Genomic DNA, 21,464 nt, shown 5'->3' with positions numbered 1-21,464 from the left:
GATGACTGGCACGTACGCGCCCCGGGCCGCCGTGCAGGCCCGGCCCGCCGCCGGCAGCGCGGTGCTCGACGTGGTGGTCCCGGTCTACAACGAGGAGACCGACCTGGGCCCCTGCGTCCGGCGGCTGCACGCGCACCTGACCGCGCACTTCCCGTACCCGTTCCGGATCACTGTGGCCGACAACGCCAGCGTGGACGGCACCCCGGCGGTGGCGCGGGCGCTCGCCGACGAGTTGCCCGAGGTGGGGGTGCTGCGCCTGGACGAGAAGGGCCGCGGGCGGGCACTGCGCGCCGCCTGGTCGGCCTCGCCCGCGCCGGTGCTCGCGTACATGGACGTGGACCTGTCCACCGACCTGGCCGCGCTGCTGCCGCTGGTCGCCCCGCTCATCTCCGGCCACTCGGACCTGGCCATCGGCACCCGGCTGGCGCGGACCAGCCGGGTGGTCCGGGGTGCCAAGCGGGAGGTCATCTCGCGCGGCTACAACCTGCTGCTGCGTGGGGCGCTCGCGGCGCGTTTCTCCGACGCCCAGTGCGGGTTCAAGGCGATCCGCGCCGACGTGGCCGCCGAGCTGCTGCCGCTGGTGCGTGACACCGGCTGGTTCTTCGACACCGAGCTGCTGGTCCTGGCGCAGCGGGCCGGGCTGCGCATCCACGAGGTGCCTGTGGACTGGGTGGACGACCCGGACAGCCGGGTCGACATCGTCGCCACCGCGCTGGCCGACCTGCGCGGCATCGGCCGGCTGGGCCGGGCGCTGGTGACCGGGGCGCTGCCGCTGGCGCAGTTACGCGCCCAGCTCGGCCGGGGGCCGTTGCCGGCACCGCCGGCGCAGGTGCCGATCGGGTTGCCCCGCCAGCTCGCCCGGTTCGCCGCTGTGGGCGTGGCGAGCACGCTCGCGTACCTGCTGTTGTTCCTGCTGGCCCGCGGCCCGCTCGGGGCGCAGCCGGCGAACCTGCTGGCGTTGCTGCTCACGGCGGTGGCCAACACGGCCGCCAACCGGCGGCTCACGTTCGGGGTCACCGGGCGCCGCCACGCCGGCCGGCACCACGTCCAGGGCCTGCTCGCGTTCGCCCTCGGCCTGGCCCTGACCAGCGGTTCCCTGGCCGCGCTGCACGCCACCACAACCCCGAACCGCGCGTTGGAGCTGACCGTCCTGGTAACGGCCAACCTGGCCGCGACGGCCCTGCGCTTCCTCCTGCTCCGCCTGGCCATGCACCACCGCCCTTGACCCCCACCGCCCCTGACCCTCACCACCCCTGACCCCACCCCGTCGATCATGAGGTTGGCGGTGCGACACGCCGGGCCCCGACACCGTCAACTTCATGATCGACGGGGAGGGTGGGGGGTGGGAGGGTGGGAGGGTGTACCGGGAGTGGAAGGTGGCGGGGGTTCCGGGCGGGGTGCTGTGGAGCAGCGTCTCGGGCGGGAGTGAGACGCGGGTGCTGCCGGACGGGTGCCTGGATCTGCTCTGGTCCAGCCGGTCCGGGCTGCTGGTCGCGGGTCCGGACCGCACCGCGCACCTGTCGCGTTCGGCGCCGGGGGACCGGTGGATCGGGCTGCGCCTGCCGCCGGGGACCGGCCCGGCCGTGTTCGGGGTGCCGGCCGAGGAGTTGCGGGACCGCCGCGTATCGCTCGCCGACCTGTGGGGCCGCGCCGCCGCCGAGGTGACCGAGCGGGTCGAGGCGGCGCTGGCCGCGCCGGGCGACGAGGCCGCCGGGGTGCTCACCCGGGTCGCCCGCGACCGGCTGCGCGCGGCCGGCGGCCCCGACCCGATCGGCGCGCATGTCGCCGCCCGCCTGGCCGCCGGGGCCACCGTCGCCGCGACCGCCGCCGAGGTCGGCCTCGGCCCGCGCGCCCTGCACCGCCGCAGCCGGGCCCTCTTCGGGTACGGCCCGAAGACGCTGGCCCGCATCCTGCGGATGCGCCGCGCGCTGGACCTGGCCCGCGCCGGTGCGCCGCTCGCCGAGGTGGCGGTGCGCAGCGGGTACGCCGACCAGGCCCACCTGACCCGCGAGGTGCGGGAACTGGCCGGGGTGCCGCCGACCCGGCTGCTCGCCCCGGCCCGGAGCCGCCCGCAGGCGACCTGACCGGCCCGGAAGCGGCCCGCGAGCCGGCTCCCGTCTACTCGGCCGCAGGCAGCGGGGCGAACAGGTCCACGCCGTTGCCGTCCGGGTCGTGCAGGACCGCGTACCGCTGGCCCCAGAACGCGTCCCACGGCGGCATCTCGCCGTGGTGCCCGGCACCGGTCAGCTCGGCGTACCAGCGGTCCACCTCCGACGGGTCGGCGCACCGGAAGGCCAGGCTCATCCGGTTGTTGCCGCCGGACGGGTCGAAGTCGGGGTGGAAGCTGCGGATCACCTCGACCGTGTCCCAGGCCAGCCGTACGCCGTTCGGCAGGGTGACCTCGACGTGCCCTTCCGTCTCGGCGCCGGCCGGGATCGGCAGCCCCAGCCGCCGGTAGAAATCGAGCGTGCGGGCCATGTCGGTGACCACGGTCCCGACCAGATCGAACTGCGGTGTCATGCCGGCCACGGTAGGCGCGACCGGCCCGGCCCGTCTTGAACGGATCGGACGGGGGACGAGTGGCCGGTGTGGCCGCGCACCCGGACGCCGAGACGTTACGGTGAGGGACAAGTCCGGCTCCGAGCAACAAAGCTCGCATTCCGGGCGTGCTCCGATGACCGGCGAGGGAAGGAAAGCAGCCGTGACGCATCTGGCCTACCTGGACGCGGGATCCGGCAGTCTCATCGTGCAGGCGGTGGTCGGCGGGGTGGCCGGGGTGGCGGTGGCCGCCAAGCTCTACTGGCGCCGCCTGGTGTCCCGGTTCCGGCGTCAGCCCTCCGACCAGGGCCCGGCGGCGTGACGATCCCCGACACCGGCGTCCGCGTCGAGCCGGGCTCCTTCCGCGACCCCGGCAACCGGGTGTTCCACCGGGGCGAGGAGGTGCTGCGCGGGCTCGACGAGCGCTCCGCCCGGGACTGGCGGGCACTGTCCGTCACCGACTTCTTCCGGCAGGCCACCAGCACCGGGCAGATCGTCGGCACCGAGGAACTGGCCCCGACCCCTGTCGACGCGCCCTGGACCGCGGTGCTGCGGCACGAGCGGATCCCGTTCGTCTCGCACCCCTACGAGTGGTCGTCCGCCATGCTGCGCGACGCCGCGCTGCTGCACCTGGACGTGCTGCGCGCCGCCCTGGAAGCCGGCTTCACCACGAAGGACGGCTCGGCGTACAACGTGCAGTGGCGCGGCGCCCGGCCGGTCTTCATCGACGTCGGCTCGTTCGAGGCACTGCGCGACGGTGAACCCTGGGCCGGCTACCGGCAGTTCTGCCAGACGCTGCTCTACCCGCTGCTCATCCAGGCCCACCTCGGGCTGGACTTCCAGCCGTTCCTGCGAGCCCGCGTCGACGGCGTCGAACCGGACCAGATGCGCCGGCTGTTCGGCGGCACCCGGCGCTGGCGGGCCGGCGTGCCCACCCACGTGCACCTGCACGGCGCCATGCAGGCCCGCAACTCCGCCGCGAGCACCACCGACGTCCGCGCCCAGTTGCGCGCCGCCGGGTTCTCCCGCGAGCTGGCGCTGGCCACGGTACGCGGGCTGACGAAGCTGGTCCGCCGCCTCGACCACCGGCCCGGCGACAGCCACTGGTCGGACTACCAGCGCACCTGCGCGTACTCGGTGCCGGACCGGCAGGCCAAGGAGGAGTTCGTCGACCGGGCGGTGGCCGCCGTCGGCGGCGGCTCGGCGCTGGACCTGGGCGCCAACGACGGCCGGTACGCCCGCATCGCCGCCCGGCACGCCGCGCACGTCGTCGCCGTCGAGCAGGACCCGGCGGTCGTCGACACGCTCTACCGCGCGCTGCGCGAGGAGGGCGAGACACGGATCCTGCCGCTGGTGATGGACCTGGCCGACCCGTCCCCGGGCGGCGGCTGGCGCGGCGTCGAGCGGGCCGCGTTCGCCGACCGGGCCCGCGCGGACACCGTCCTGGCCTTGGCCGTGGTGCACCACCTGGCGATCGGGCGCAACGTGCCGCTGCCCGAGGTGCTCGACCAGCTCACCGCGCTCACCGTCGCCGGCGGCAGCCTGGTGGTGGAGTTCGTCCACCCGGACGATCCGATGGCGCGCCGCCTGCTGGCGAACAAGCCCGACGGACTGTTCCCGGACTACCGGCGCGACGTCTTCGAGGCGCTGCTCGCGCGCCGGGGCCGGGTGGTCGCCCGGACCGAGCTGCCGTCCGGCACCCGCACGCTCTACCAGGTGGTGGTGGGTGGCTGAGGACACCCTCGCGCCACCCCGCGACCACACGGCCGTCCCGGTCCGGCGGGAACGCCGGCAGTGGTGGCTGGCCGAGGCGGCCCGGCTGGCCGAGGTGGTGGCGCTGGTCGGGCTGGTGGTCACCCAGCCGCTGCTCGACGTGCTCGGCCGCAGCCCCGACTTCTTCCTGTTCCACCGCGCCTCCCGGGCCGACGTGCTGCTGCTGGTCGCCCTGATCGCGCTCGCGCCGACAGCACTGTTCGCGCTGCTGGGCGCGTTTGCGCTGCCCGCCGGACGCCTCACCCGGGCCGCCGTGCATACCGTGTTCGTGGGCCTGCTGCTCGCCGCGCTGGCGGTCCAGGTCGGCCGGCACGTCACGCCGATTCGGGGCGTACCCCTGCTCGTTGTCGCCGGTGTGGCCGGAGCCGCCGGCGCGGCCGCGCACCGGCGGTGGCGGGCGCCCCGGCGGGTGCTGCGGGTCGCCGCCGCCGGGCCGCTGGTGTTCGTCGGGCTGTTCCTGTTCGCCTCGCCCGCCTCGGCGGTGGTGCTGCCGCGCGGCGAGGGCGGCGCGGCCGGTGCGGCCGGCGCGGGCGCGCACCCGCCGGTGGTCATGATCGTGCTGGACGAGCTGCCGCTCGTCTCCCTGCTCGGCCCGGACGGCCGGATCGACGCTGAGCGCTACCCGAACTTCGCGGCACTGGCCGGCGGGTCGACGTGGTACCGCAACGCCACCGGCGTCAGCGGCTGGACGCCCTACGCGCTGCCCGCGATGCTCACCGGGCGCTACCCGGAGCGGGAGGCGGCGCCGCACTACTCGCAGTACCCGGACAACCTGTTCACCGCGCTCGGCGGCCTCTACCGGATCAAGGCCGAGGAGAGCATCACCCGGCTCTGCCCGCCGAGCCGCTGCGAGCAGGCCACCACCCCGGAACAAGGGCTCGGCGTGCTGGTCCGGGAGAGCGGCCGGCTGCTCGGGCGGATCGCCGCGCCGGTGGACAGCCGGATCGACCCGGAGGACTCCTACCGCGAGCGGACCGCCGCCGAGGCCGGGCTGGACGCCGCCGAGCCGGTGCCTGACGACCCGAAGTTCCGCTGGGACACCCTCGACGACAACCAGCCGGCCCGGTTCACCGCGTTCCTGGCCGGGCTGCGCCCCGACACCCGGCCCACGCTGCACTTCCTGCACCTGCTGATGCCGCACTCGCCGTGGGCGTACCTGCCGTCCGGGGCGCACTACGCGGCGCCGGACGACCTGCCCAACGACGGCGCCGGCTGGGTCGACCTGGCCCGCGCCCGGCACCTCGCCCAGCTCGGCTACACCGACCGGCTGATCGGCGAGACGCTGCGGACGCTGCGCGCCACCGGCCTCTACGACCAGGCGCTGGTGATGGTCACCGCCGACCACGGCGTCAGCTTCCGCCGGGACTGGCAGGGCCGGGGGATGGACGCCATCGACCACGCCGCGAACGAGGTGGCCTGGGTGCCGATGTTCGTCAAGGAACCCGGCCAGCGCGCCGGACGGGTGGACGACCGCAACTGGGAGCACGTCGATCTGCTGCCCACGATCGCCGACGAGACGCACATGCGGGTGCCCTGGCGGATGGACGGCCGGTCGGCGAAGGCGGCCCCGCGCGAACGGGCCGACAAACGCTTCTACGACCGCCCCGGCCAGCCGGTCACCGTCACCGGCGGCGTGCCCGCCCCGCTCCCGCCGATTCCCGTCGACCCGCTCGTCGGCACCCGGGTCGGTGACGTGCCGGTCGGCGGGACCGCCACGGTGGCCAACCGGGACGCGTTCGACGCGGTCGACCCGGCCGGTGGCGGGCTGCCCGCGATGGTCTGGGGCACCGTGCCGGACGGCGTACCCGACGGCACCCGGCTCGCCGTGACGGTCAACGGGACTGTAGGCGCGGTGGTGCCGGTGGTGCCCCCGGACGCCGCCGGGCGGCGGTTCGCCGCGCTGCTCGCCGACGACCGTCTGTTCGCCGCCGGAGCCAACCGGCTCGACCTCTACCGGGTCGGCGACGACGGGACGCTGCGGCGGCTCACGCTGTCGTGACGGACCTCCCGAACATGCCCATGGCCGCGCTCCCATCCGGTTTCCGGACCGGCTGGCCGGGAAACAGGTGACGCACACCTCACCCTCAAACCATGACGAGCGGTGTTCTCCGCGCCGTGATTACGGTAGAAGCGAAGGCAATTCAACGAAGATCTTGCCGGCGAAGCGAGGAACAGATGACGGAAGTCAAGCTCGACCACCCCGGTGGGCAGCTGTCGATGCCGGTGCAGTCCGCGGTTGAGGGCCCCGCCGGGATCGGGGTGAGCAAGCTGCTCAAGGAAACCGGGATGACCACGTACGACCCCGGTTTCGTGAACACCGCGTCCTGCTCGTCCGCCATCACCTACATCGACGGTGATGCCGGCATCCTGCGGTACCGGGGTTACCCGATCGACCAGCTGGCCGAGAAGTCCTCTTTCCTGGAGGTCTCCTACCTGCTGATCTACGGCGAGCTGCCGTCCCAGACGCAGCTCACCGAGTTCAGCGAGCGGATCCGGCGGCACTCGCTGCTGCACGAGGAGATGCGCCGCTTCTTCGACGGGTTCCCCCGCGACGCGCACCCGATGGCCGTGCTCTCCTCGGCCGTCAGCGCCATCTCGACCTTCTACCAGGACAGCCTGGACCCGTTCGACTCCGAGCACGTGGAGATGTCCACGGTGCGGCTGATGGCGAAGGTCCCCACCATCGCCTCGTACGCGTACAAGAAGTCGATCGGGCAGCCGCTGCTGTACCCGGACAACTCGCTGGGCTACGTCGAGAACTTCCTGCGGATGACGTTCGGCGTACCGGCCGAGCCGTACGAGGTCGACCCGGTCGTCGCCCGGGTGCTGGACATGCTGTTCATCCTGCACGCCGACCACGAGCAGAACTGCTCCACCTCGACCGTGCGGCTGGTCGGCTCCAGCAACGCCAACCTGTTCGCCTCGGTCTCGGCCGGCGTGAACGCGCTGTTCGGCCCGCTGCACGGCGGCGCCAACCAGGCCGTGCTGGAGATGCTCCAGAAGATCCAGGCCGACGGCGGCGACGTCCGCTCCTTCGTGCAGAAGGTGAAGGACAAGCAGGACGGCGTGAAGCTGATGGGCTTCGGGCACCGGGTCTACAAGAACTACGACCCGCGCGCCGCCATCGTCAAGAAGGCCGCCCAGGACGTGCTCGGCCGGATGGCCAAGCCGGACCCGCTGCTGGACCTCGCGGTGCAGCTCGAGGAGATCGCGCTCGCCGACGACTTCTTCGTGTCCCGGCGGCTCTACCCGAACGTGGACTTCTACACCGGCCTGATCTACAAGGCCATGGGCTTCCCGACGAAGATGTTCACGGTGCTGTTCGCGCTCGGCCGGCTGCCCGGCTGGATCGCGCAGTGGCGCGAGATGATCAACGACCCGGAGACCAAGATCGGTCGCCCGCGGCAGATCTACACCGGCGCCACCGAGCGGGACTACGTCCCCGCCGCCCAGCGCTGAGCGTGCAAGGAAGGGCCCCTTCTTAACGCCTCAGGTAGAGGAGGGGCCCCCTTTTAACACGCGGACGACGAAGGCCGCCGACCCTGCTCGGGTCGGCGGCCTTCGTCGTGCGCACCGGGGTGCGGGGCGTTAATAAGGGGCCCTTCCTCTACCTGAGGCGTTAATAGGGGGCCCTTCCTTACCTCAAGCCGGCGGCGGTGAGGAGGTTGCCCTCGGGGACGCGCGGCGTGGGGTGACCGTGTGCCATGCGGTGCTGGGCGCGGGCCGCGGTGAACGCCGGGTCGCCGGCGATGGCTGCGGCGTACGCGGCAGCCGTGCGGGACGCGATGGCCGCCCAGCCGTACTGCTCGTGCACCATGGTGCGGGCCCGCCGGGCGAGCGCACGCGCCCGGTCCCGGTCGGACAGCAGCGTGTGCACCGCCTCGGCGAGGCCGTCCGGGTCGTGTGGGGCGAACGTCATCCCGGTGACGCCCGGCTCCACGATCTCGGCCAGCCCACCGGTACGGGCGACTGCCAGCGGCGCGCCCGCGGCGGCCCCCTCCAGCGCCACCATGCCGAACGGCTCGTAGATGCTCGGCACCGCGAAGCAGTCCGAGGCGGCCATGACGGCGGGCAGGTCGGTGCCGCCGAGGAACCCGGGCATGCTCACAGTGGCGCCCAGCCCGAGGCGGTGCACCTCAGCCTCCAGTTCCGCCTTGTACGGCCCGTCGCCGACGATCACCGCGCGCAGGCCCGGGTGCCGGTCGCGCAGCCGGGGCAGCCCGGCCAGCAGGTGCTGCACGCCCTTCTCGTACACCAGGCGCCCGGCGAACGTGACCAGCGGGCCGTCGGCGGCGAACCGGGCCCGGGCGGCGGCGACCGCCGACGCGGGCACCCGCCAGCGGTGCGGCTCGACGCCGTTGGGGACCACGTCGACGCGGGCGGCGTCCACGCCGAACAGCGCGCCCACCTCGTCGCGCATGTAACCGGAGCAGACGATCACGCGCCCGGACTCGCCGGCGAGCCAGTGTTCGACGCCGTGGATGGTGCGGTTCATCTCCTCGGGCAGCCAGCCCTGGTGCCGGCCCGCCTCGGTGGCGTGGATGGTGCTGACCAGCGGCACGTCCAGGTGCTCGCGCAGCGTCATCGCGGTGTGCGCGACGAGCCAGTCGTGGGCGTGGATGACGTCGTAGGTGCCGGAGGAGGCGGCGCGCAGCGCGGCCCGGGTGAGGGTGTGGTTGAACGCCATGGTCCAGGCCAGCAGCGAGCCGGTGGCGAGGGGGAAGGTGACCGGGTCCTCGGCGGCGCGGACGATGCGGACGCCGTCGGCGTACTCCTCCAGGGGAGCGCCCTCGGCGTGGCGGGTGACGACCGTGACCTCGTGCCCGGCGGCGGCCAGGGCGACTGACAGCGCGTGGACGTGGCGGCCGAGCCCGCCGACGAGCACCGGCGGGTACTCCCACGACAGCATCAGGATGCGCCGGGTCCGGGGCGCGGACCCGGCCGGCGACGGGGGCGCCGGGCGGGAGGTGAGGGTGGGCCGGTGGAGCCGGTCCGTCGCGGTGGCGGGCTGAGCGCCGACCCGCAGAGTGGTCACGGGGATCTCCGTCCATGCATGGTGAGGCACGCCGGCTTCGGTGGCGGCGTCGAGCGGTGGTGAGGTGTGGCCGAACGGCCGGGCGGGCCCGCGCGCGCGTGGGCCCGGATCCAGGGAAGTCCATCCGCCGCCGGTCCGCATCTCGAAAAGGGCGATCGTGACGGATGACACCCGAACGTCTATCCGTTCGCACGAGGGCGGATTCGGTTACGGTCCGAACGGGTGGATTGACGGCGGGTACGACTGGGCATCACCGGCGTGCGCATCGGCGGTTCCCCCTGTCCGGTGCGCTCACGATCATGGGCCGAAGGAGCGACATGCAGGTCTGGCCGGGCGAGAGCTACCCCCTCGGCGCCACGTACGACGGGATGGGCACCAACTTCGCGATCTTCTCCGAGGTGGCGGAGAAGATCGAGCTGTGCCTGTTCGACGAGTGGGACATCGGCACCGAGCGGCGGGTGGAGCTGCGCGAGGTCGACGCGTACGTCTGGCACGCCTACATCCCCGGTGTCGAGCCCGGCCAGCGCTACGGCTACCGGGTGCACGGGCCGTGGAACCCGGCCGAGGGGCTGCGATGCAATCCGCACAAGCTGCTGCTCGACCCGTACGCGAAGGCGGTCGACGGGGAGATCACCTGGGATCCGTCGGTCTACGACTACGAGGTCGGCGGCGACCCGGACCGGATGAACACCGCCGACTCGGCGCCGTACATGCCGAAGTCGGTGGTGGTGAACCCGTACTTCGACTGGGGCAACGACCGGCCGCCGCGCACCCCGTACCACCACTCGGTGATCTACGAGGCGCACGTGCGCGGCCTGACCATGCGCCACCCGGACATCCCGGAGGAGCTGCGCGGCACGTACGCGGCGATCGCCTCACCGGTGATGATCGAGCACTTCAAGCGGCTCGGCGTGACGGCGGTGGAGCTGATGCCGGTGCACGAGTTCGTGCACGACCACCGCCTGGCCGACCTGGGGCTGCGCAACTACTGGGGCTACAACACCATCGGCTTCTTCGCCCCGCACCACGGCTACTCCGCGCTGGGCCGCCTCGGCCAGCAGGTGCAGGAGTTCCGGGGCATGGTCAAGGCGCTGCACGCCGCAGGCATCGAGGTCATCCTCGACGTGGTCTACAACCACACCGCCGAGGGCAACCACCTCGGGCCGTCGCTGAGCTTCAAGGGCATCGACACCCCGAGCTACTACCGCCTCTCCGAGGAGGACAGGCGCTACTTCGTCGACTACACCGGCACCGGCAACAGCCTCAACGTCCGCAGCCCGCACTCACTGCAACTGATCATGGATTCGCTGCGCTACTGGGTCACCGAGATGCACGTCGACGGCTTCCGGTTCGACCTGGCGGCCACGCTCGCCCGCGAGTTCTACGAGGTGGACCGCCTGTCCACGTTCTTCGAGGTGGTGCAGCAGGACCCGGTGGTCGGCCGGGTGAAGCTCATCGCCGAGCCGTGGGACGTGGGCCCCGGCGGCTACCAGGTCGGCAACTTCCCGCCGCAGTGGACCGAGTGGAACGGCAAGTACCGCGACACCGTCCGCGACTTCTGGCGCGGCGAGCCGGCCACGCTCGCCGAGTTCGCCTCCCGGATCTCCGGCTCCGCCGACCTCTACCAGGACGACGGCCGCCGCCCGTTCCACAGCATCAACTTCGTCACCTGCCACGACGGGTTCACGCTCACCGACCTGGTCTCCTACAACGACAAGCACAACGAGGCGAACGGCGAGGACAACCGGGACGGGGAGAGCCACAACCGGTCCTGGAACTGCGGCGTCGAGGGGGAGACCGACGACCCGGGCGTACGTGTGCTGCGCGACCGGCAGCGGCGCAACTTCCTGGCCACGCTGATCCTGTCCCAGGGCGTGCCGATGCTCGGCCACGGCGACGAGCTGGGCCGCACCCAGCGCGGCAACAACAACGCCTACTGCCAGGACAGCGAGATCGCCTGGGTCGACTGGGACCGGGCCGACACCGAGCTGCTGGACTTCGTCCGCCGGCTCACCGAGTTCCGCAACCGGCACCAGGTGTTCCGCCGCCGCCGGTTCTTCACCGGCCTGCCGGTGGGCGGCCGGGCCGCCGGCTCCGGACTGCCGGACCTGGCCTGGTACACCCCGGACGGCCGGGAGATGACCGGTGAGGACTGGGGCAACGACTTCGGCCGCTCGGTGGCCCTGTTCGTCAACGGCGACGGCATCGGCGAGCGCGGCCAGTACGGCCAGCGCCACCGGGACGACTCGTTCCTGCTGCTGTTCAACGCGCACGACGCGCCGCTGGACTTCACGCTGCCCGGCGAGGAGTTCGGCACCCGGTGGGAGCTGGTGATCAGCACCGCGGAACCCGATCCGGAGAAGACGACGCTCGTCGAGGCGGGCGGCACGGTCTGCGTGCCGGACCGTTCGCTGCTGGTCCTGGAGAGGACGGCCTGACCGATGCCCGACACCCCCCGCTCGACGTACCGGGTCCAGGTGCGTCCCGGCTTCGACCTGGACGCCACGGCCGAGCTGGCGGGCTACCTCGCCGCGCTCGGCGTCACCCACCTCTACACAGCGCCCCTGCTCACCGCCACCCCCGGCTCCACGCACGGCTACGACGTGGTGGACCACCGCACGGTCAACCCGCAGCTCGGCGGCGAGGCCGCCCGCGCGCGGCTGGTCCGGGCGCTGCGCGCGGCCGGGCTGGGCCTGGTCGTGGACATCGTGCCCAACCACGCCGGGGTGGCCCGGCCCGAGGCCAACCCGGCCTGGTGGGACGTGCTGCGGCGGGGACGCGAATCGGCGTACGCGCGCTGGTTCGACATCGACTGGGACCGCGGTCGGCTGCTGCTGCCGGTGCTCGCCGACACCGCCGACGCGCTCGACGACCTGAAGCTCGTCGACGGAGAGCTGCGCTACCACGAGCACCGCTTCCCGGTCGCCGACGGCACCGGCGACGGCACTCCCCGGCAGGTGCACGACCGGCAGCACTACGAGCTGGTGAACTGGCGGCGCGGCGACGCCGAGCTGACGTACCGCCGGTTCTTCGCCGTGTCCGACCTGGCCGGCCTGCGGGTGGAGGACCCGGAGGTCTTCGACGCCACCCACGCGGAGATCCTGCGCTGGGTCGCCGCCGGCGAGGCCGACGGCATCCGGGTCGACCACCCGGACGGGCTGCGCGACCCGGCCGGCTATCTCGCCCGGTTGCGCGCCGCCGCACCGGCGAGCTGGCTGGTGGTGGAGAAGATCCTGGAGTACGGCGAGGACCTGCCGGACTGGCCGGTCGACGGCACCACCGGCTACGACGCGCTGGCCGCCGTGTCCGGGCTTTTCGTCGACCCGGACGCCGAACCGGAGTTCACCACGCTGGACGGCCGGCTGACCGGGCGGCACACGTCCTGGGCCGACCTGACGCACGCCACCAAGCTGGAGGCCGCCACCCGGCTGCTCGCCGCCGAGCTGACCCGGCTGGCCGCGCTCGTGCCGGAGCTGCCCGGCGAGCAGGTCCGCGCCGCCCTGGCCGAGCTGGCCGCCTGCTTCCCGGTCTACCGCGGCTACCCGCCCGCGGGCGCCCGGCACCTGGCCGCCGCCCGCAGCGAAGCAGGCCGCCGCCGTCCCGACCTGATCGGCGTGCTGGACGCGGTCACCGCCCGGCTGCGCGACCCCGGCCACGAGCTGGCCGCCCGGTTCCCGCAGTTCACCGGCGCGGTCATGGCCAAGGGCGTGGAGGACACCGCGTACTACAGGTGGAGCCGGTTCGTCGCCCTCAACGAGGTCGGCGGCAGCCCGGCCCACTTCGGCGTACCAGCGGCCGAGCTGCACCGGTTCGCCGCCACCCGGCAGGTCCGCTGGCCGGCGAGCATGACCGCGCTCTCCACCCACGACACCAAGCGCGGCGAGGACGTCCGCGCCCGGCTCGCGGTGCTGTCCGAGATGCCCGGCCGCTGGGCCGAGCGGGTCGCCGACTGGATGTCCCGCGCGCCGCTGGCCGACCCCGCGCTGGCCCACCTGCTCTGGCAGACCGCCGTCGGGGCGTGGCCGATCGAGCGGGAGCGACTGCACGGGTACGCAGAGAAGGCCGCCCGGGAGGCGTCGGTCACCACCAGCTGGGCCGACCCGGACCCGTCCTTCGAGCACGAGATGCACGCCCTGGTCGACCGGATGTACGACGACCCGGAACTGCACGCCCAGATCACCGCGTTCGCCGCCGAGATCACCCCGCCCGGCTGGTCCAACGCGCTCGGGCAGAAGCTGGTGCAGCTCGCCATGCCCGGTGTGCCCGACGTCTACCAGGGCACCGAGCTGTGGGAGAACTCGCTCGTCGACCCGGACAACAGGCGGCCTGTCGACTTCGCCGTACGCCGGGACATGCTGGCCCGGCTCGACGCCGGATGGCGGCCCGCGGTGGCCGACGACGGCGCGGCCAAGCTGCTCGTGGTGTCCCGGACGCTGCGGCTGCGCCGCGACCGCCCGGACCTGTTCGGCGGCTACCGGCCGGTGCCGGCGCGCGGCCCGGCCGCCGCGCACGCGGTGGCCTTCGACAGGGGCGGCGCGGTGGCGGTGGCGACCCGGCTGCCGCTGCGGCTGGCCCGCTCCGGCGGCTGGCGGGACACGACGGTGTCACTTCCCGTTCATCAGTGCACCGACTTGTTCACCGGGCGGGTCTACAGTGGTTCTGAGCTGCTCCTGGATGATCTGCTGAGCACCTATCCCGTCGCCCTCCTCGCACCCACCGACTCTGTGGAGGCCGCCGCATGACCGAGTTCACGGTGTGGGCGCCCGAGGCCGCCCGGGTGCGGCTGCGCCTGCCCGGCGCCGCCGACCACGCTATGCGTCAGGGGCCGGACGGCTGGTGGCGGGTCGAGGTGCCCGACGCCGGGCCGGGCACCGACTACGCGTTCCTGCTCGACGACGACGAGCAGGCCCTGCCGGACCCGCGCTCGGCCTGGCAGCCGGCCGGGGTGCACGGGCCCAGCCGGCTCTACGACCACGCCGCGTTCGGCTGGACCGACGCCGCCTGGACCGGCCGGCAACTACCCGGCAGCGTGCTGTACGAGCTGCACATCGGCACGTTCACCCCGGAGGGCACGTTCGACGCTGCGATCGCGAAGCTCGACCACCTGGTCGACCTCGGCGTCGACATGGTCGAACTGCTGCCCGTCAACGCGTTCAACGGCGAGTACAACTGGGGCTACGACGGCGTCTGCTGGTACGCCCCGCACGAGCCGTACGGCGGCCCGGACGGCCTGAAACGGTTCGTCGACGCCGCCCACGCCAAGGGCCTGGGGGTGATCCTCGACGTCGTCTACAACCATTTCGGGCCCTCCGGGGCCTACGCGCCGCGGTTCGCGCCGTACCTCACCGAGCAGAGCAACACCTGGGGCCGCACAGTCAACCTGGACGGCCCGCACTCCGACGGGGTGCGCCGCTACATCGCCGACAGCGTGCTGACCTGGCTGCGCGACTACCACGTCGACGGGCTGCGGCTGGACGCCGTGCACGCCATGCCGGACGGCCGGGCCGTGCACTGGCTGGAGGAGGTCGCCGCCGAGGTCGAGGCGCTGTCCACGCACCTCGGACGGCCGCTGTCGCTGATCGCCGAGAGCGACCTCAACGACCCGCGCCTGATCACGCCCCGCGAGGCGGGCGGGTACGGCCTGCACGCCCAGTGGAACGACGACGCCCACCACGCGCTGCACACGCTGCTCACCGGCGAGCGGCAGGGCTACTACGGCGACTTCGGCTCCCTGGAGTGCCTCACCGACGTGCTGACCGGCGGCTTCTTCCACGCCGGCACCTGGTCCAGCTTCCGGGGCCGCAGTCACGGCCGCCCGGTCGACAGGCAGCGCACGCCCGGCCACCGCTTCGTGGCGTACCTGCAGAACCACGACCAGATCGGCAACCGGGCCACCGGCGACCGGATCTCCGCCACGCTGTCGCCCGGCCTGCTGCGCGTCGGCGCGACGCTGCTGATGACGGCGCCGTTCACGCCGATGCTGTTCATGGGGGAGGAGTGGGCGGCCTCCACGCCGTGGCAGTTCTTCACCAGCCACCCCGAGCCGGAACTCGCGGCGGCGGTCGCGACCGGCCGCCGACGCGAGTTCGCCGACCACGGCTGGGCCACCGACGACGTACCCGACCCGCAGGACCCGCAGACGTTCCTGCGGTCCCGGCTGGACTGGGCCGAGCTGGACAAGCCGGAGCACCGCGAGACGTACGACCTCTACCGGCGGCTGATCGCGCTGCGCCGATCCCGGGCCGACCTGTCCGACCCCCGGCTGGACCGGGTCGACGTACGCCACGGCGACCGGTTCCTGGTGATGCGGCGCGGCGAGACGCTCGTGGTGGCGAACCTGGCGGGCCGGGCACAGCGGATCAACCTGCCCGGTGTGGTACGCCGGGTGCTGCTCGCCACGTCCGAGGGCGTCACCGTGATGCGCGACGGCATCGAGTTGCCGCCGGAGAGCGCGGCGATCGTGGCGCTCTGAGCGCTCACTGGTGAAGTTTCCGCCGTACCGCCTCGGCGTCGGCGTGACCGAGTTCGTCGAGCAGCGCGAGTGACCGCCGCCAGGCGTCCCGGGCCGCGTCCGCTCGCCCGGCCGCGGCCCACGTGTCGCCGAGGTGGTCCAGCACGATGCCCTCGGCATGGCGGTCACCGATGTCGGTGAACAGGGCGAGGGCCTGCCGGAAGCAGTCGACTGCGTGCTCGTACTCGCCGAGGTGGTGGTGGGCGAAGCCGATGCTGTCCCACGTGTTCGCCTGCCCGTACGCGCTCCCGGCCTTCTCGGACAGGGCGAGCGCCCGGCGGCAGAAGGTGATCGCGTCGTGGTGCTCGCCGAGCTGCGAGTGGTACCAGCCGATCGCGTTGAGCGCGACCGCCTGCTTGAGCGGGCCGCCGACCCGTTCGTAGAGGGCGAGGCTCCGCCGCGCGTGCGGCAGGGCCTCCCGGGGCTGCCGCTGCCGGTCGTGCAGCATGCTGAGGTCGAAGTGGGTGTGCGCCCGCCCCTCGTCGTCGCCCAGGGCGGCGAACAGGTCGAGCGCGGCGAGCAGGTTGCGCTGCGCCTCGTCGTACCGGCCGAGGTTGGAGCAGGCCCCGGCCAGGAGCCGGTGCGCCTGGGCCTGCGCGGGACGGTCACCCGACCGCCGGGTCGCCTCGACCGCCCGGCGGGCCACTGTGGCCCAGTCGTGCCAGTGACCCTGCCTGTCGAAGTAGGTGGCCAGGGTCCACGACAGCTGCCGGGCAGCGGTGTCGAGGCCGTTGCCGGCGGCGTAGTCGATGATCGCGAGGAGCACCTGGTGTTCGCTGGTGAACCAGGCCAGCGCGGCCGCCAGGTCGTCGAGTCGTTCGGCGGTCACCCCCGGCGCGGCGGGGGCCAGGGTCAGCGGGTCGCGCTGCGGGGACAGCAGCAGTGCGGCCGCGTGCGCCGTGTGCAGGTGGTGGTCGACCAGCCGGCACAGCGCGGGCCGGGTACCGGCCGGGTCGCCGGTCGCCCGCTCGACCGCGAAACTGCGGACCAGGTCGTGCATGCGGTACCGGCCCGCGACGTGCTCCTGCACGAGATGCGCGTCGACCAGCTCGCGCAGCAGCGGGCGCAGCTCGTCCGGCGTACGGGCGGTCAGGCCGGCCGCCGCGGCCCGGCTGATGTCCGGGCCCGGGGCGAGTCCGAGCAGCGTGAACACCTCCGCCGAGGCCGGTGTGAGCGCCGCGAGCGAGCGGGACAGCACCACGCGCAGGTTCGTCGTCGCCTCGTCGCCGGCCAGCGCGTCCAGCGGGTGGACAGCCGTGGTCAGCTCCGCCGCGACCGACGACAGGGGGAGTTCGGGGTGAAGCGCGGCATGGGCCGCCACGATCCCGAGCGCCAGCGGCAGACCTCCGCAGAAGCGCAGGATGTCCGCGACGGCGTCCGAGTGTCCCGCCACCCGTGCGGCACCCACCTGCCGGACGATCAGCTCGTGGGCCTCGTCGTCGGGCAGCACGTCCAGCGGTAGCGGACGCGCGCCGTGGGTGGTGACGAGGCGGGCCAGCTGCCGGCGGCTGGTCACCAGGACCGCACTCGTGGGCGTGCCGGGCAGCAGCGGGATCACCGTGGCGGTGTCGCGGGCGTCGTCGAGAACCACCAGCAGCCGGCGGCCGGCGACGAGCGTGCGGTACAGCGACGCCCGGGCGTCCGGGTCGGCCGGGACGCGTGCCGGTTCGACGCCGAGCGCTTCGAGGAATCCGCGCACCGCCGCGGGCCACGCCACCGGGTCCGCGGTCGGATCGAAGCCGCGCAGGTTGACGTAGAGCTGCCCGTCGGGGAAGCGGCCGGCGTTGGCGTGCGCCCAGCGCAGGGCCAGCCAGGTCTTTCCGACGCCACCGCCACCACCGATGGACGAGATCACCACCGGCGACCCGCCGCCGTCCGGGCGTCCCGCGTCGCCGAGTTGTTCGTCGAGGCGCGCGAGCTGGGCGGTCCGGCCGGCGAAGACCCCTGGCGACGCTGGTAGCTGCCGGGGCACGGCACCCGCATCCCGTGCCGTGCCGGTGGCCGTCGCGCTTGATTCGCCGCCGCCCGGCAGGTCCGGCGGCGCGATCGCCGCGTCGGCGGTGAGGATCTGCTGGTAGAGCTGTGCCAGCGGCGGGCTGGGGTCCGTACCGACCTCGGCGGCCAGCCGGCGGCGCATCCGGTGGAAGTGCTCGAGGGCGTCGGCCTGCCGCCCGCACCGGTACAACGCGAGCATCGCCTGCGCCGCCAGGCGCTCGTCCCACGGGTACCGGCCGCTCAGCGCCAGGACGTCGGGGAGAAGGCGGACGTGCCGGCCCCGGCGCAGGGCGATGTCGTTGCGGTCCAGCGCGGCGGCGAGCCGCTGCCGGTCGAGGGTCTGCCGGTAGGCCGCCAACCACGGCGTGGTCAACCCGTCGAACGCCTCGCCGCGCCAGAGACCCAGCGCCCGTTCCAGGCAGGTGATCGCCGTCGCGTCGTCCCCGGCGCGCCGAGCCTGCTCGGTCAGCTCGCGGAAGCGGTGCAGGTCGACGCGGTCCGGGTCGACGGCGAGCAGATAGCCGGGATGGCGCCGGACGATGCGGACCTCGTCCGCGTCGGCCAGCGCCTGGCGGAGCCGGGACAGGTAGCCGCGCAGGGTGGCGGTGGCCCCGTCCGGCACCTCGTCGCCCCAGACCCGGCTGATGAGCTGTTCGGTCGCGACGACACGGTTGGGCTCGACCAGCAGGGCGGCGAGGACGCACTGTTGACGGGCGTGACCGATCCGGACCGTCCGGCCGTCGACCCGGACGTCCAGGTCGCCGAGTACCCGGAACTCCACCGCCACGGACTGTCACGGTAGCCGCGGACGGCGATGGTCGGACCGGGCCTGACGACGATCCGACAGGCGGCAGCGCGACGGTCCGCGTTCCCGGTCTCCCGGTGCGCGGACCGCCGTGCCGGCGGGATCACGGGCAGTTGATCGGGAGATCCAGGGTGGGCCGGGGATCGTCGATCACCGCGTCCGGTCCGCAGTCACCGTCGTCCCAGCCGGGGCCGCCGACCAGGGTGTCCACGCCCTGGTCGCCGTAGAGGTGGTCGTCGTTGCTGCCGCCGTCCACGCGGTCGTTGCCGTCCAGGGCGCTGGGCCCGATGAAGCGGTCACCGTGGATGGTGTCGGCGCCGCCGTCGCCGTGGAGGTTGTCGTTGCCCAGGTCGCCCCAGATGTCGTCGCCGGTCAGCCCGCCGTAGACGATGTCGTCGCCGCTGTTGGCCTGAATGTCGTCGTTGCCGTCGAGCCCGCAGATGATGTCGTCGTAGACGCTTCCGACGATGACGTTGCGAGTTGTCGTGCCGATGATGAACTCCGGGCCGTTGGCGTTGTTGCTGACGTAGAGCGCGCCGGCGAATCTCAGGGTGTATCCGGCCGGCACCGGCGCCCCGGAGTAGGGGCCGCAGTCGGCGGGGACGATGTAGGCCGCGGACGCCGGGGCGGCGCCACCGGCAAGGCCCGCGGCGGCCAGGACGAGCGCACCGACCACCGAGGCGGCGGCACGCGAGGTGGAGAGGTAGCGGTGTGACATGACGCTTCTCCCTTGCGGTTTGATGGATGCGAAAAGCGTCACCGGCGAGCGTTCAGCGGACGTGCAGCAAACGTTGAACCCGACTCGCCCCCGTCGATCTTGGAGTTGTGGCGCCTCGAATGTCACCGATGCCGGGTTGGTGAACCACCACAACTCCTAGATCGGCGAAGGGGGGAGCGGTGAGTTCGCCGCGGCGGCGCGGTCCAACCTCCGACGGCCCGACTCTGGAGGTTCCATGTCCGACACGCTGACCCGCAGCGAGCTGTGGGCGCTCGCGCACGCCGAGCGCGCCGCCCTGGCCGACGATCTCGCCGGGCTCGACGCGGCGCAGTGGGCGCGGCCCTCGCTGTGCAGCCGGTGGACGGTGGAGGAGACGCTGGCGCACATGACCGCGGCGGCGAGCATCGGCCGCGTCCGCTGGCTCGCGAGCGTGCTCGGCGCCCGGTTCGACTTCGATCTGCACAACGACCGCCGGCTGGCCGGGCACCGGGGCACCGACCCGGGGGAGACGCTGGACCGGTTCCGCCGGATCATCCGCAGCACCACGTCGACGGTCGGGCCGACCGAGGCGTGGCTCGGTGAGGTGGTCGTGCACGCCCAGGACATCCGGCGTCCGCTCGGCCTGACACGTACGCCGTCGGTCGAGGCCGTCACGCCGGTCGCCCGGTTCTACGCCGGGCGGGACTTCACGGTGGCCGGGCGCAGCGCGATTGACGGCCTGCAGGTGGAGGCGACCGACGGACCGTTCACCGCCGGCGCCGGCCCGCTGGTCAGCGGCACCACGCTCGCGCTGATGATGGCGATGGCCGGGCGGGCCGCCTACTGCGACGACCTCACCGGCCCCGGCGTGCCGGCGCTGCGGGAGCGCTGCGCGCCCGCCTGACGACGCCCGGCGGCGGGAACGCGGGAGAACGGCGACGCCTGCCGCAGCGAAGGTCACTGCTTCGGCAGCGTCAGGATCTCCGCGCCGTCGTCGGTGATGGCGATGGTGTGCTCGCTGTGCGCGGTGCGGCAGCCGGTCGCGCTGCGCAGCGTCCACCCGTCGGCGTCGGTGACCAGCGTGGCGGTGTCCGCCATCACCCACGGCTCCAGCGCCAGGAGCAGTCCGGGACGCAGCGTGTAGCCGCGCCCGGGGCGCCCGGTGTTCGACACGTGCGGGTCCTGGTGCATCGTCGACCCGACGCCGTGGCCGCCGAACTCGGTGTTGACCGTGTATCCGGCTTCGGTGAGGACCGAGCCGATGGCGTACGAGAGGTCGCCGACGCGGGCGCCGGGGCGGGCCGCGGCGATCCCGGCCTGCAACGCCCGTTCGGTGGCGTCGATGAGCGCGACGCTCTCCGCGGGCCGGGCGTCACCGACGACGAAGCTGATCGCGGAGTCGGCCACCACCCCGCCCAGCGAGACGGCCAGGTCGAGGCTGAGCAGGTCGCCGTCGGCCAGCGTGTAGTCGTGCGGCAGCCCGTGCAGCACCGCGTCGTTGACCGAGGTGCAGATGTAGTGTCCGAACGGCCCGCGCCCGAACGACGGCTCGTAGTCGACGTAGCAGGACTGCGCCCCGGCCTCGGTGATCATGCGCTGCGCCTGCCTGTCGATGTCGAGCAGGTTCGTGCCCACGGTGGTGCGGCTGCGCAGCGTCCGCAGGATGTGGGCGACCAGGGCGCCGGTGTCCCGCGCCCGCCGTACGTCGGTGGGGCTCAGGATCTCGATCATGCAGGCGCCTTCCTCACGCGACCAATAAGTATCCCGGTCATGTTATCCCGGTATTAGAATCCTGGCATGGTCAGGTTGCCCCTCACCCCCGCCGAGGTCGAGCGCGGGCAGCGCCTCGGTGCGCTTCTGCGCCGCGCCCGGGGCGAGCGTTCGATGCTGCTCACCGCGCTCGACGCCGGTGTCTCCCCGGAGACGCTCCGGAAGATCGAGTCCGGCCGGGTCGCCACGCCGGCGTTCCCCACCATCGCCGCCATCGCCGACGTCCTCGGACTCTCCCTCGACGAGGTGTGGGCCGAGATCAGCCGCTCCGACGCCGCGGTGCGTCTCGCGCCGTCCGAGCGACGCCTGGCTTCGTAGGGCCACCCTGCCGACCCGGTGA

At 73.4% G+C, this 21,464-nt stretch carries 16 protein-coding genes; 11 read left to right on the top strand and 5 right to left on the bottom strand.

Annotated elements, in window-relative coordinates:
• Position 1: 1 nt before the first annotated feature.
• Positions 2-1,225, top strand: coding sequence for a dolichyl-phosphate beta-glucosyltransferase (locus FHX31_RS15975; protein ID WP_091328334.1), 1,224 nt, complete (start codon positions 2-4; stop codon positions 1,223-1,225).
• Between the two features lie 133 nt (positions 1,226-1,358).
• Positions 1,359-2,084: a helix-turn-helix transcriptional regulator gene (locus FHX31_RS15970; RefSeq protein WP_091328332.1), complete on the top strand. Its 726-nt coding sequence runs from the start codon at positions 1,359-1,361 to the stop codon at positions 2,082-2,084.
• A 34-nt stretch (positions 2,085-2,118) separates the two neighbouring features.
• Here the strand turns inward: FHX31_RS15970 and FHX31_RS15965 are convergent, their stop codons facing one another.
• Complete coding sequence (locus tag FHX31_RS15965; protein ID WP_013477025.1) at positions 2,119-2,520, bottom strand: VOC family protein; 402 nt, start codon at positions 2,518-2,520, stop codon at positions 2,119-2,121.
• Between the two features lie 181 nt (positions 2,521-2,701).
• Here FHX31_RS15965 and FHX31_RS15960 point away from each other — a divergent pair, with 181 nt between their 5' ends.
• The 4 genes from FHX31_RS15960 (at position 2,702) to FHX31_RS15945 (ending at position 7,770) form a co-directional block, all read left to right on the top strand.
• Entirely contained in the window at positions 2,702-2,860 is a 159-nt protein-coding gene (locus FHX31_RS15960; RefSeq protein ID WP_013286005.1) for a hypothetical protein, read from the top strand.
• Entirely contained in the window at positions 2,857-4,272 is a 1,416-nt protein-coding gene (locus tag FHX31_RS15955) for a methyltransferase domain-containing protein (protein WP_123110416.1), read from the top strand. The genes FHX31_RS15960 and FHX31_RS15955 overlap by 4 nt, the downstream gene beginning before the upstream one ends.
• A gap of 67 nt (positions 4,273-4,339) precedes the next feature.
• Positions 4,340-6,310: a sulfatase-like hydrolase/transferase gene (locus tag FHX31_RS15950; RefSeq protein ID WP_396866963.1), complete on the top strand. Its 1,971-nt coding sequence runs from the start codon at positions 4,340-4,342 to the stop codon at positions 6,308-6,310.
• Positions 6,311-6,486: 176 nt separating this feature from the next.
• Positions 6,487-7,770 (top strand): citrate synthase, encoded by a 1,284-nt coding sequence (locus FHX31_RS15945; RefSeq protein ID WP_013286008.1) that lies wholly within the window; start codon positions 6,487-6,489, stop codon positions 7,768-7,770.
• Positions 7,771-7,948: 178 nt separating this feature from the next.
• Here FHX31_RS15945 and FHX31_RS15940 read toward each other — a convergent pair whose 3' ends face one another.
• Positions 7,949-9,346: a glycosyltransferase family 4 protein gene (locus FHX31_RS15940; RefSeq protein WP_013477022.1), complete on the bottom strand. Its 1,398-nt coding sequence runs from the start codon at positions 9,344-9,346 to the stop codon at positions 7,949-7,951.
• Between the two features lie 317 nt (positions 9,347-9,663).
• Here FHX31_RS15940 and glgX point away from each other — a divergent pair, with 317 nt between their 5' ends.
• The 3 genes from glgX to treZ are packed head-to-tail and all read left to right on the top strand — an operon-like array spanning position 9,664 to position 15,818.
• The gene (gene glgX / locus FHX31_RS15935) at positions 9,664-11,784 is read left to right on the top strand and encodes a glycogen debranching protein GlgX (RefSeq protein ID WP_013477021.1); all 2,121 of its coding nucleotides are present in this window, start codon (positions 9,664-9,666) and stop codon (positions 11,782-11,784) included.
• 3 nt (positions 11,785-11,787) lie between these two features.
• Entirely contained in the window at positions 11,788-14,088 is a 2,301-nt protein-coding gene (gene treY / locus FHX31_RS15930; RefSeq protein ID WP_013477020.1) for a malto-oligosyltrehalose synthase, read from the top strand.
• Positions 14,085-15,818 carry a malto-oligosyltrehalose trehalohydrolase gene (treZ, locus tag FHX31_RS15925; protein WP_013477019.1) on the top strand — a complete coding sequence of 578 codons (1,734 nt, stop codon included), beginning with the start codon at positions 14,085-14,087 and terminating at the stop codon, positions 15,816-15,818. The genes treY and treZ overlap by 4 nt, the downstream gene beginning before the upstream one ends.
• A gap of 4 nt (positions 15,819-15,822) precedes the next feature.
• Here the strand turns inward: treZ and FHX31_RS15920 are convergent, their stop codons facing one another.
• Both FHX31_RS15920 and FHX31_RS15915 read right to left on the bottom strand, forming a co-directional pair.
• On the bottom strand, positions 15,823-18,639 hold the full coding sequence (locus FHX31_RS15920) for a BTAD domain-containing putative transcriptional regulator (RefSeq protein WP_184976669.1): 2,817 nt from the start codon (positions 18,637-18,639) through the stop codon (positions 15,823-15,825).
• 121 nt (positions 18,640-18,760) lie between these two features.
• Entirely contained in the window at positions 18,761-19,375 is a 615-nt protein-coding gene (locus FHX31_RS15915; RefSeq protein WP_184976668.1) for a calcium-binding protein, read from the bottom strand.
• A gap of 235 nt (positions 19,376-19,610) precedes the next feature.
• On the opposite strand from FHX31_RS15915, the gene FHX31_RS15910 reads away from it, so the two are divergent.
• Positions 19,611-20,258: a maleylpyruvate isomerase family mycothiol-dependent enzyme gene (locus FHX31_RS15910; RefSeq protein ID WP_184976667.1), complete on the top strand. Its 648-nt coding sequence runs from the start codon at positions 19,611-19,613 to the stop codon at positions 20,256-20,258.
• Between the two features lie 53 nt (positions 20,259-20,311).
• On the opposite strand, the gene map is transcribed toward FHX31_RS15910, so the two are convergent.
• Entirely contained in the window at positions 20,312-21,085 is a 774-nt protein-coding gene (map, locus tag FHX31_RS15905; RefSeq protein WP_071095274.1) for a type I methionyl aminopeptidase, read from the bottom strand.
• A gap of 66 nt (positions 21,086-21,151) precedes the next feature.
• Between map and FHX31_RS15900 the strand changes: the two genes are divergently transcribed.
• Positions 21,152-21,442, top strand: a complete 291-nt coding sequence (locus tag FHX31_RS15900) for a helix-turn-helix domain-containing protein (RefSeq protein WP_013286017.1) — start codon at positions 21,152-21,154, stop codon at positions 21,440-21,442.
• Positions 21,443-21,464: the final 22 nt, after the last annotated feature.

Source organism: Micromonospora sp. CNZ286 (genome assembly GCF_014207755.1).
The sequence above is the reverse complement of the archived record's forward strand: the minus strand, read 5'-3'. Positions and strand labels throughout refer to the sequence as shown.

Bases quoted from the DNA above. Each gene is read 5' to 3' on its own strand.
- FHX31_RS15975 (WP_091328334.1), top strand. From the start codon at position 2: ATGACTGGCACGTACGCGCCCCGGGCCGCCGTGCAGGCCCGGCCCGCC.
- FHX31_RS15965 (WP_013477025.1), bottom strand. From the start codon at position 2,520: ATGACACCGCAGTTCGATCTGGTCGGGACCGTGGTCACCGACATGGCC.
- FHX31_RS15945 (WP_013286008.1), top strand. From the start codon at position 6,487: ATGACGGAAGTCAAGCTCGACCACCCCGGTGGGCAGCTGTCGATGCCG.
- glgX (WP_013477021.1), top strand. From the start codon at position 9,664: ATGCAGGTCTGGCCGGGCGAGAGCTACCCCCTCGGCGCCACGTACGAC.
- treY (WP_013477020.1), top strand. From the start codon at position 11,788: ATGCCCGACACCCCCCGCTCGACGTACCGGGTCCAGGTGCGTCCCGGC.
- treZ (WP_013477019.1), top strand. From the start codon at position 14,085: ATGACCGAGTTCACGGTGTGGGCGCCCGAGGCCGCCCGGGTGCGGCTG.
- FHX31_RS15915 (WP_184976668.1), bottom strand. From the start codon at position 19,375: ATGTCACACCGCTACCTCTCCACCTCGCGTGCCGCCGCCTCGGTGGTC.
- FHX31_RS15910 (WP_184976667.1), top strand. From the start codon at position 19,611: ATGTCCGACACGCTGACCCGCAGCGAGCTGTGGGCGCTCGCGCACGCC.
- map (WP_071095274.1), bottom strand. From the start codon at position 21,085: ATGATCGAGATCCTGAGCCCCACCGACGTACGGCGGGCGCGGGACACC.
- FHX31_RS15900 (WP_013286017.1), top strand. From the start codon at position 21,152: ATGGTCAGGTTGCCCCTCACCCCCGCCGAGGTCGAGCGCGGGCAGCGC.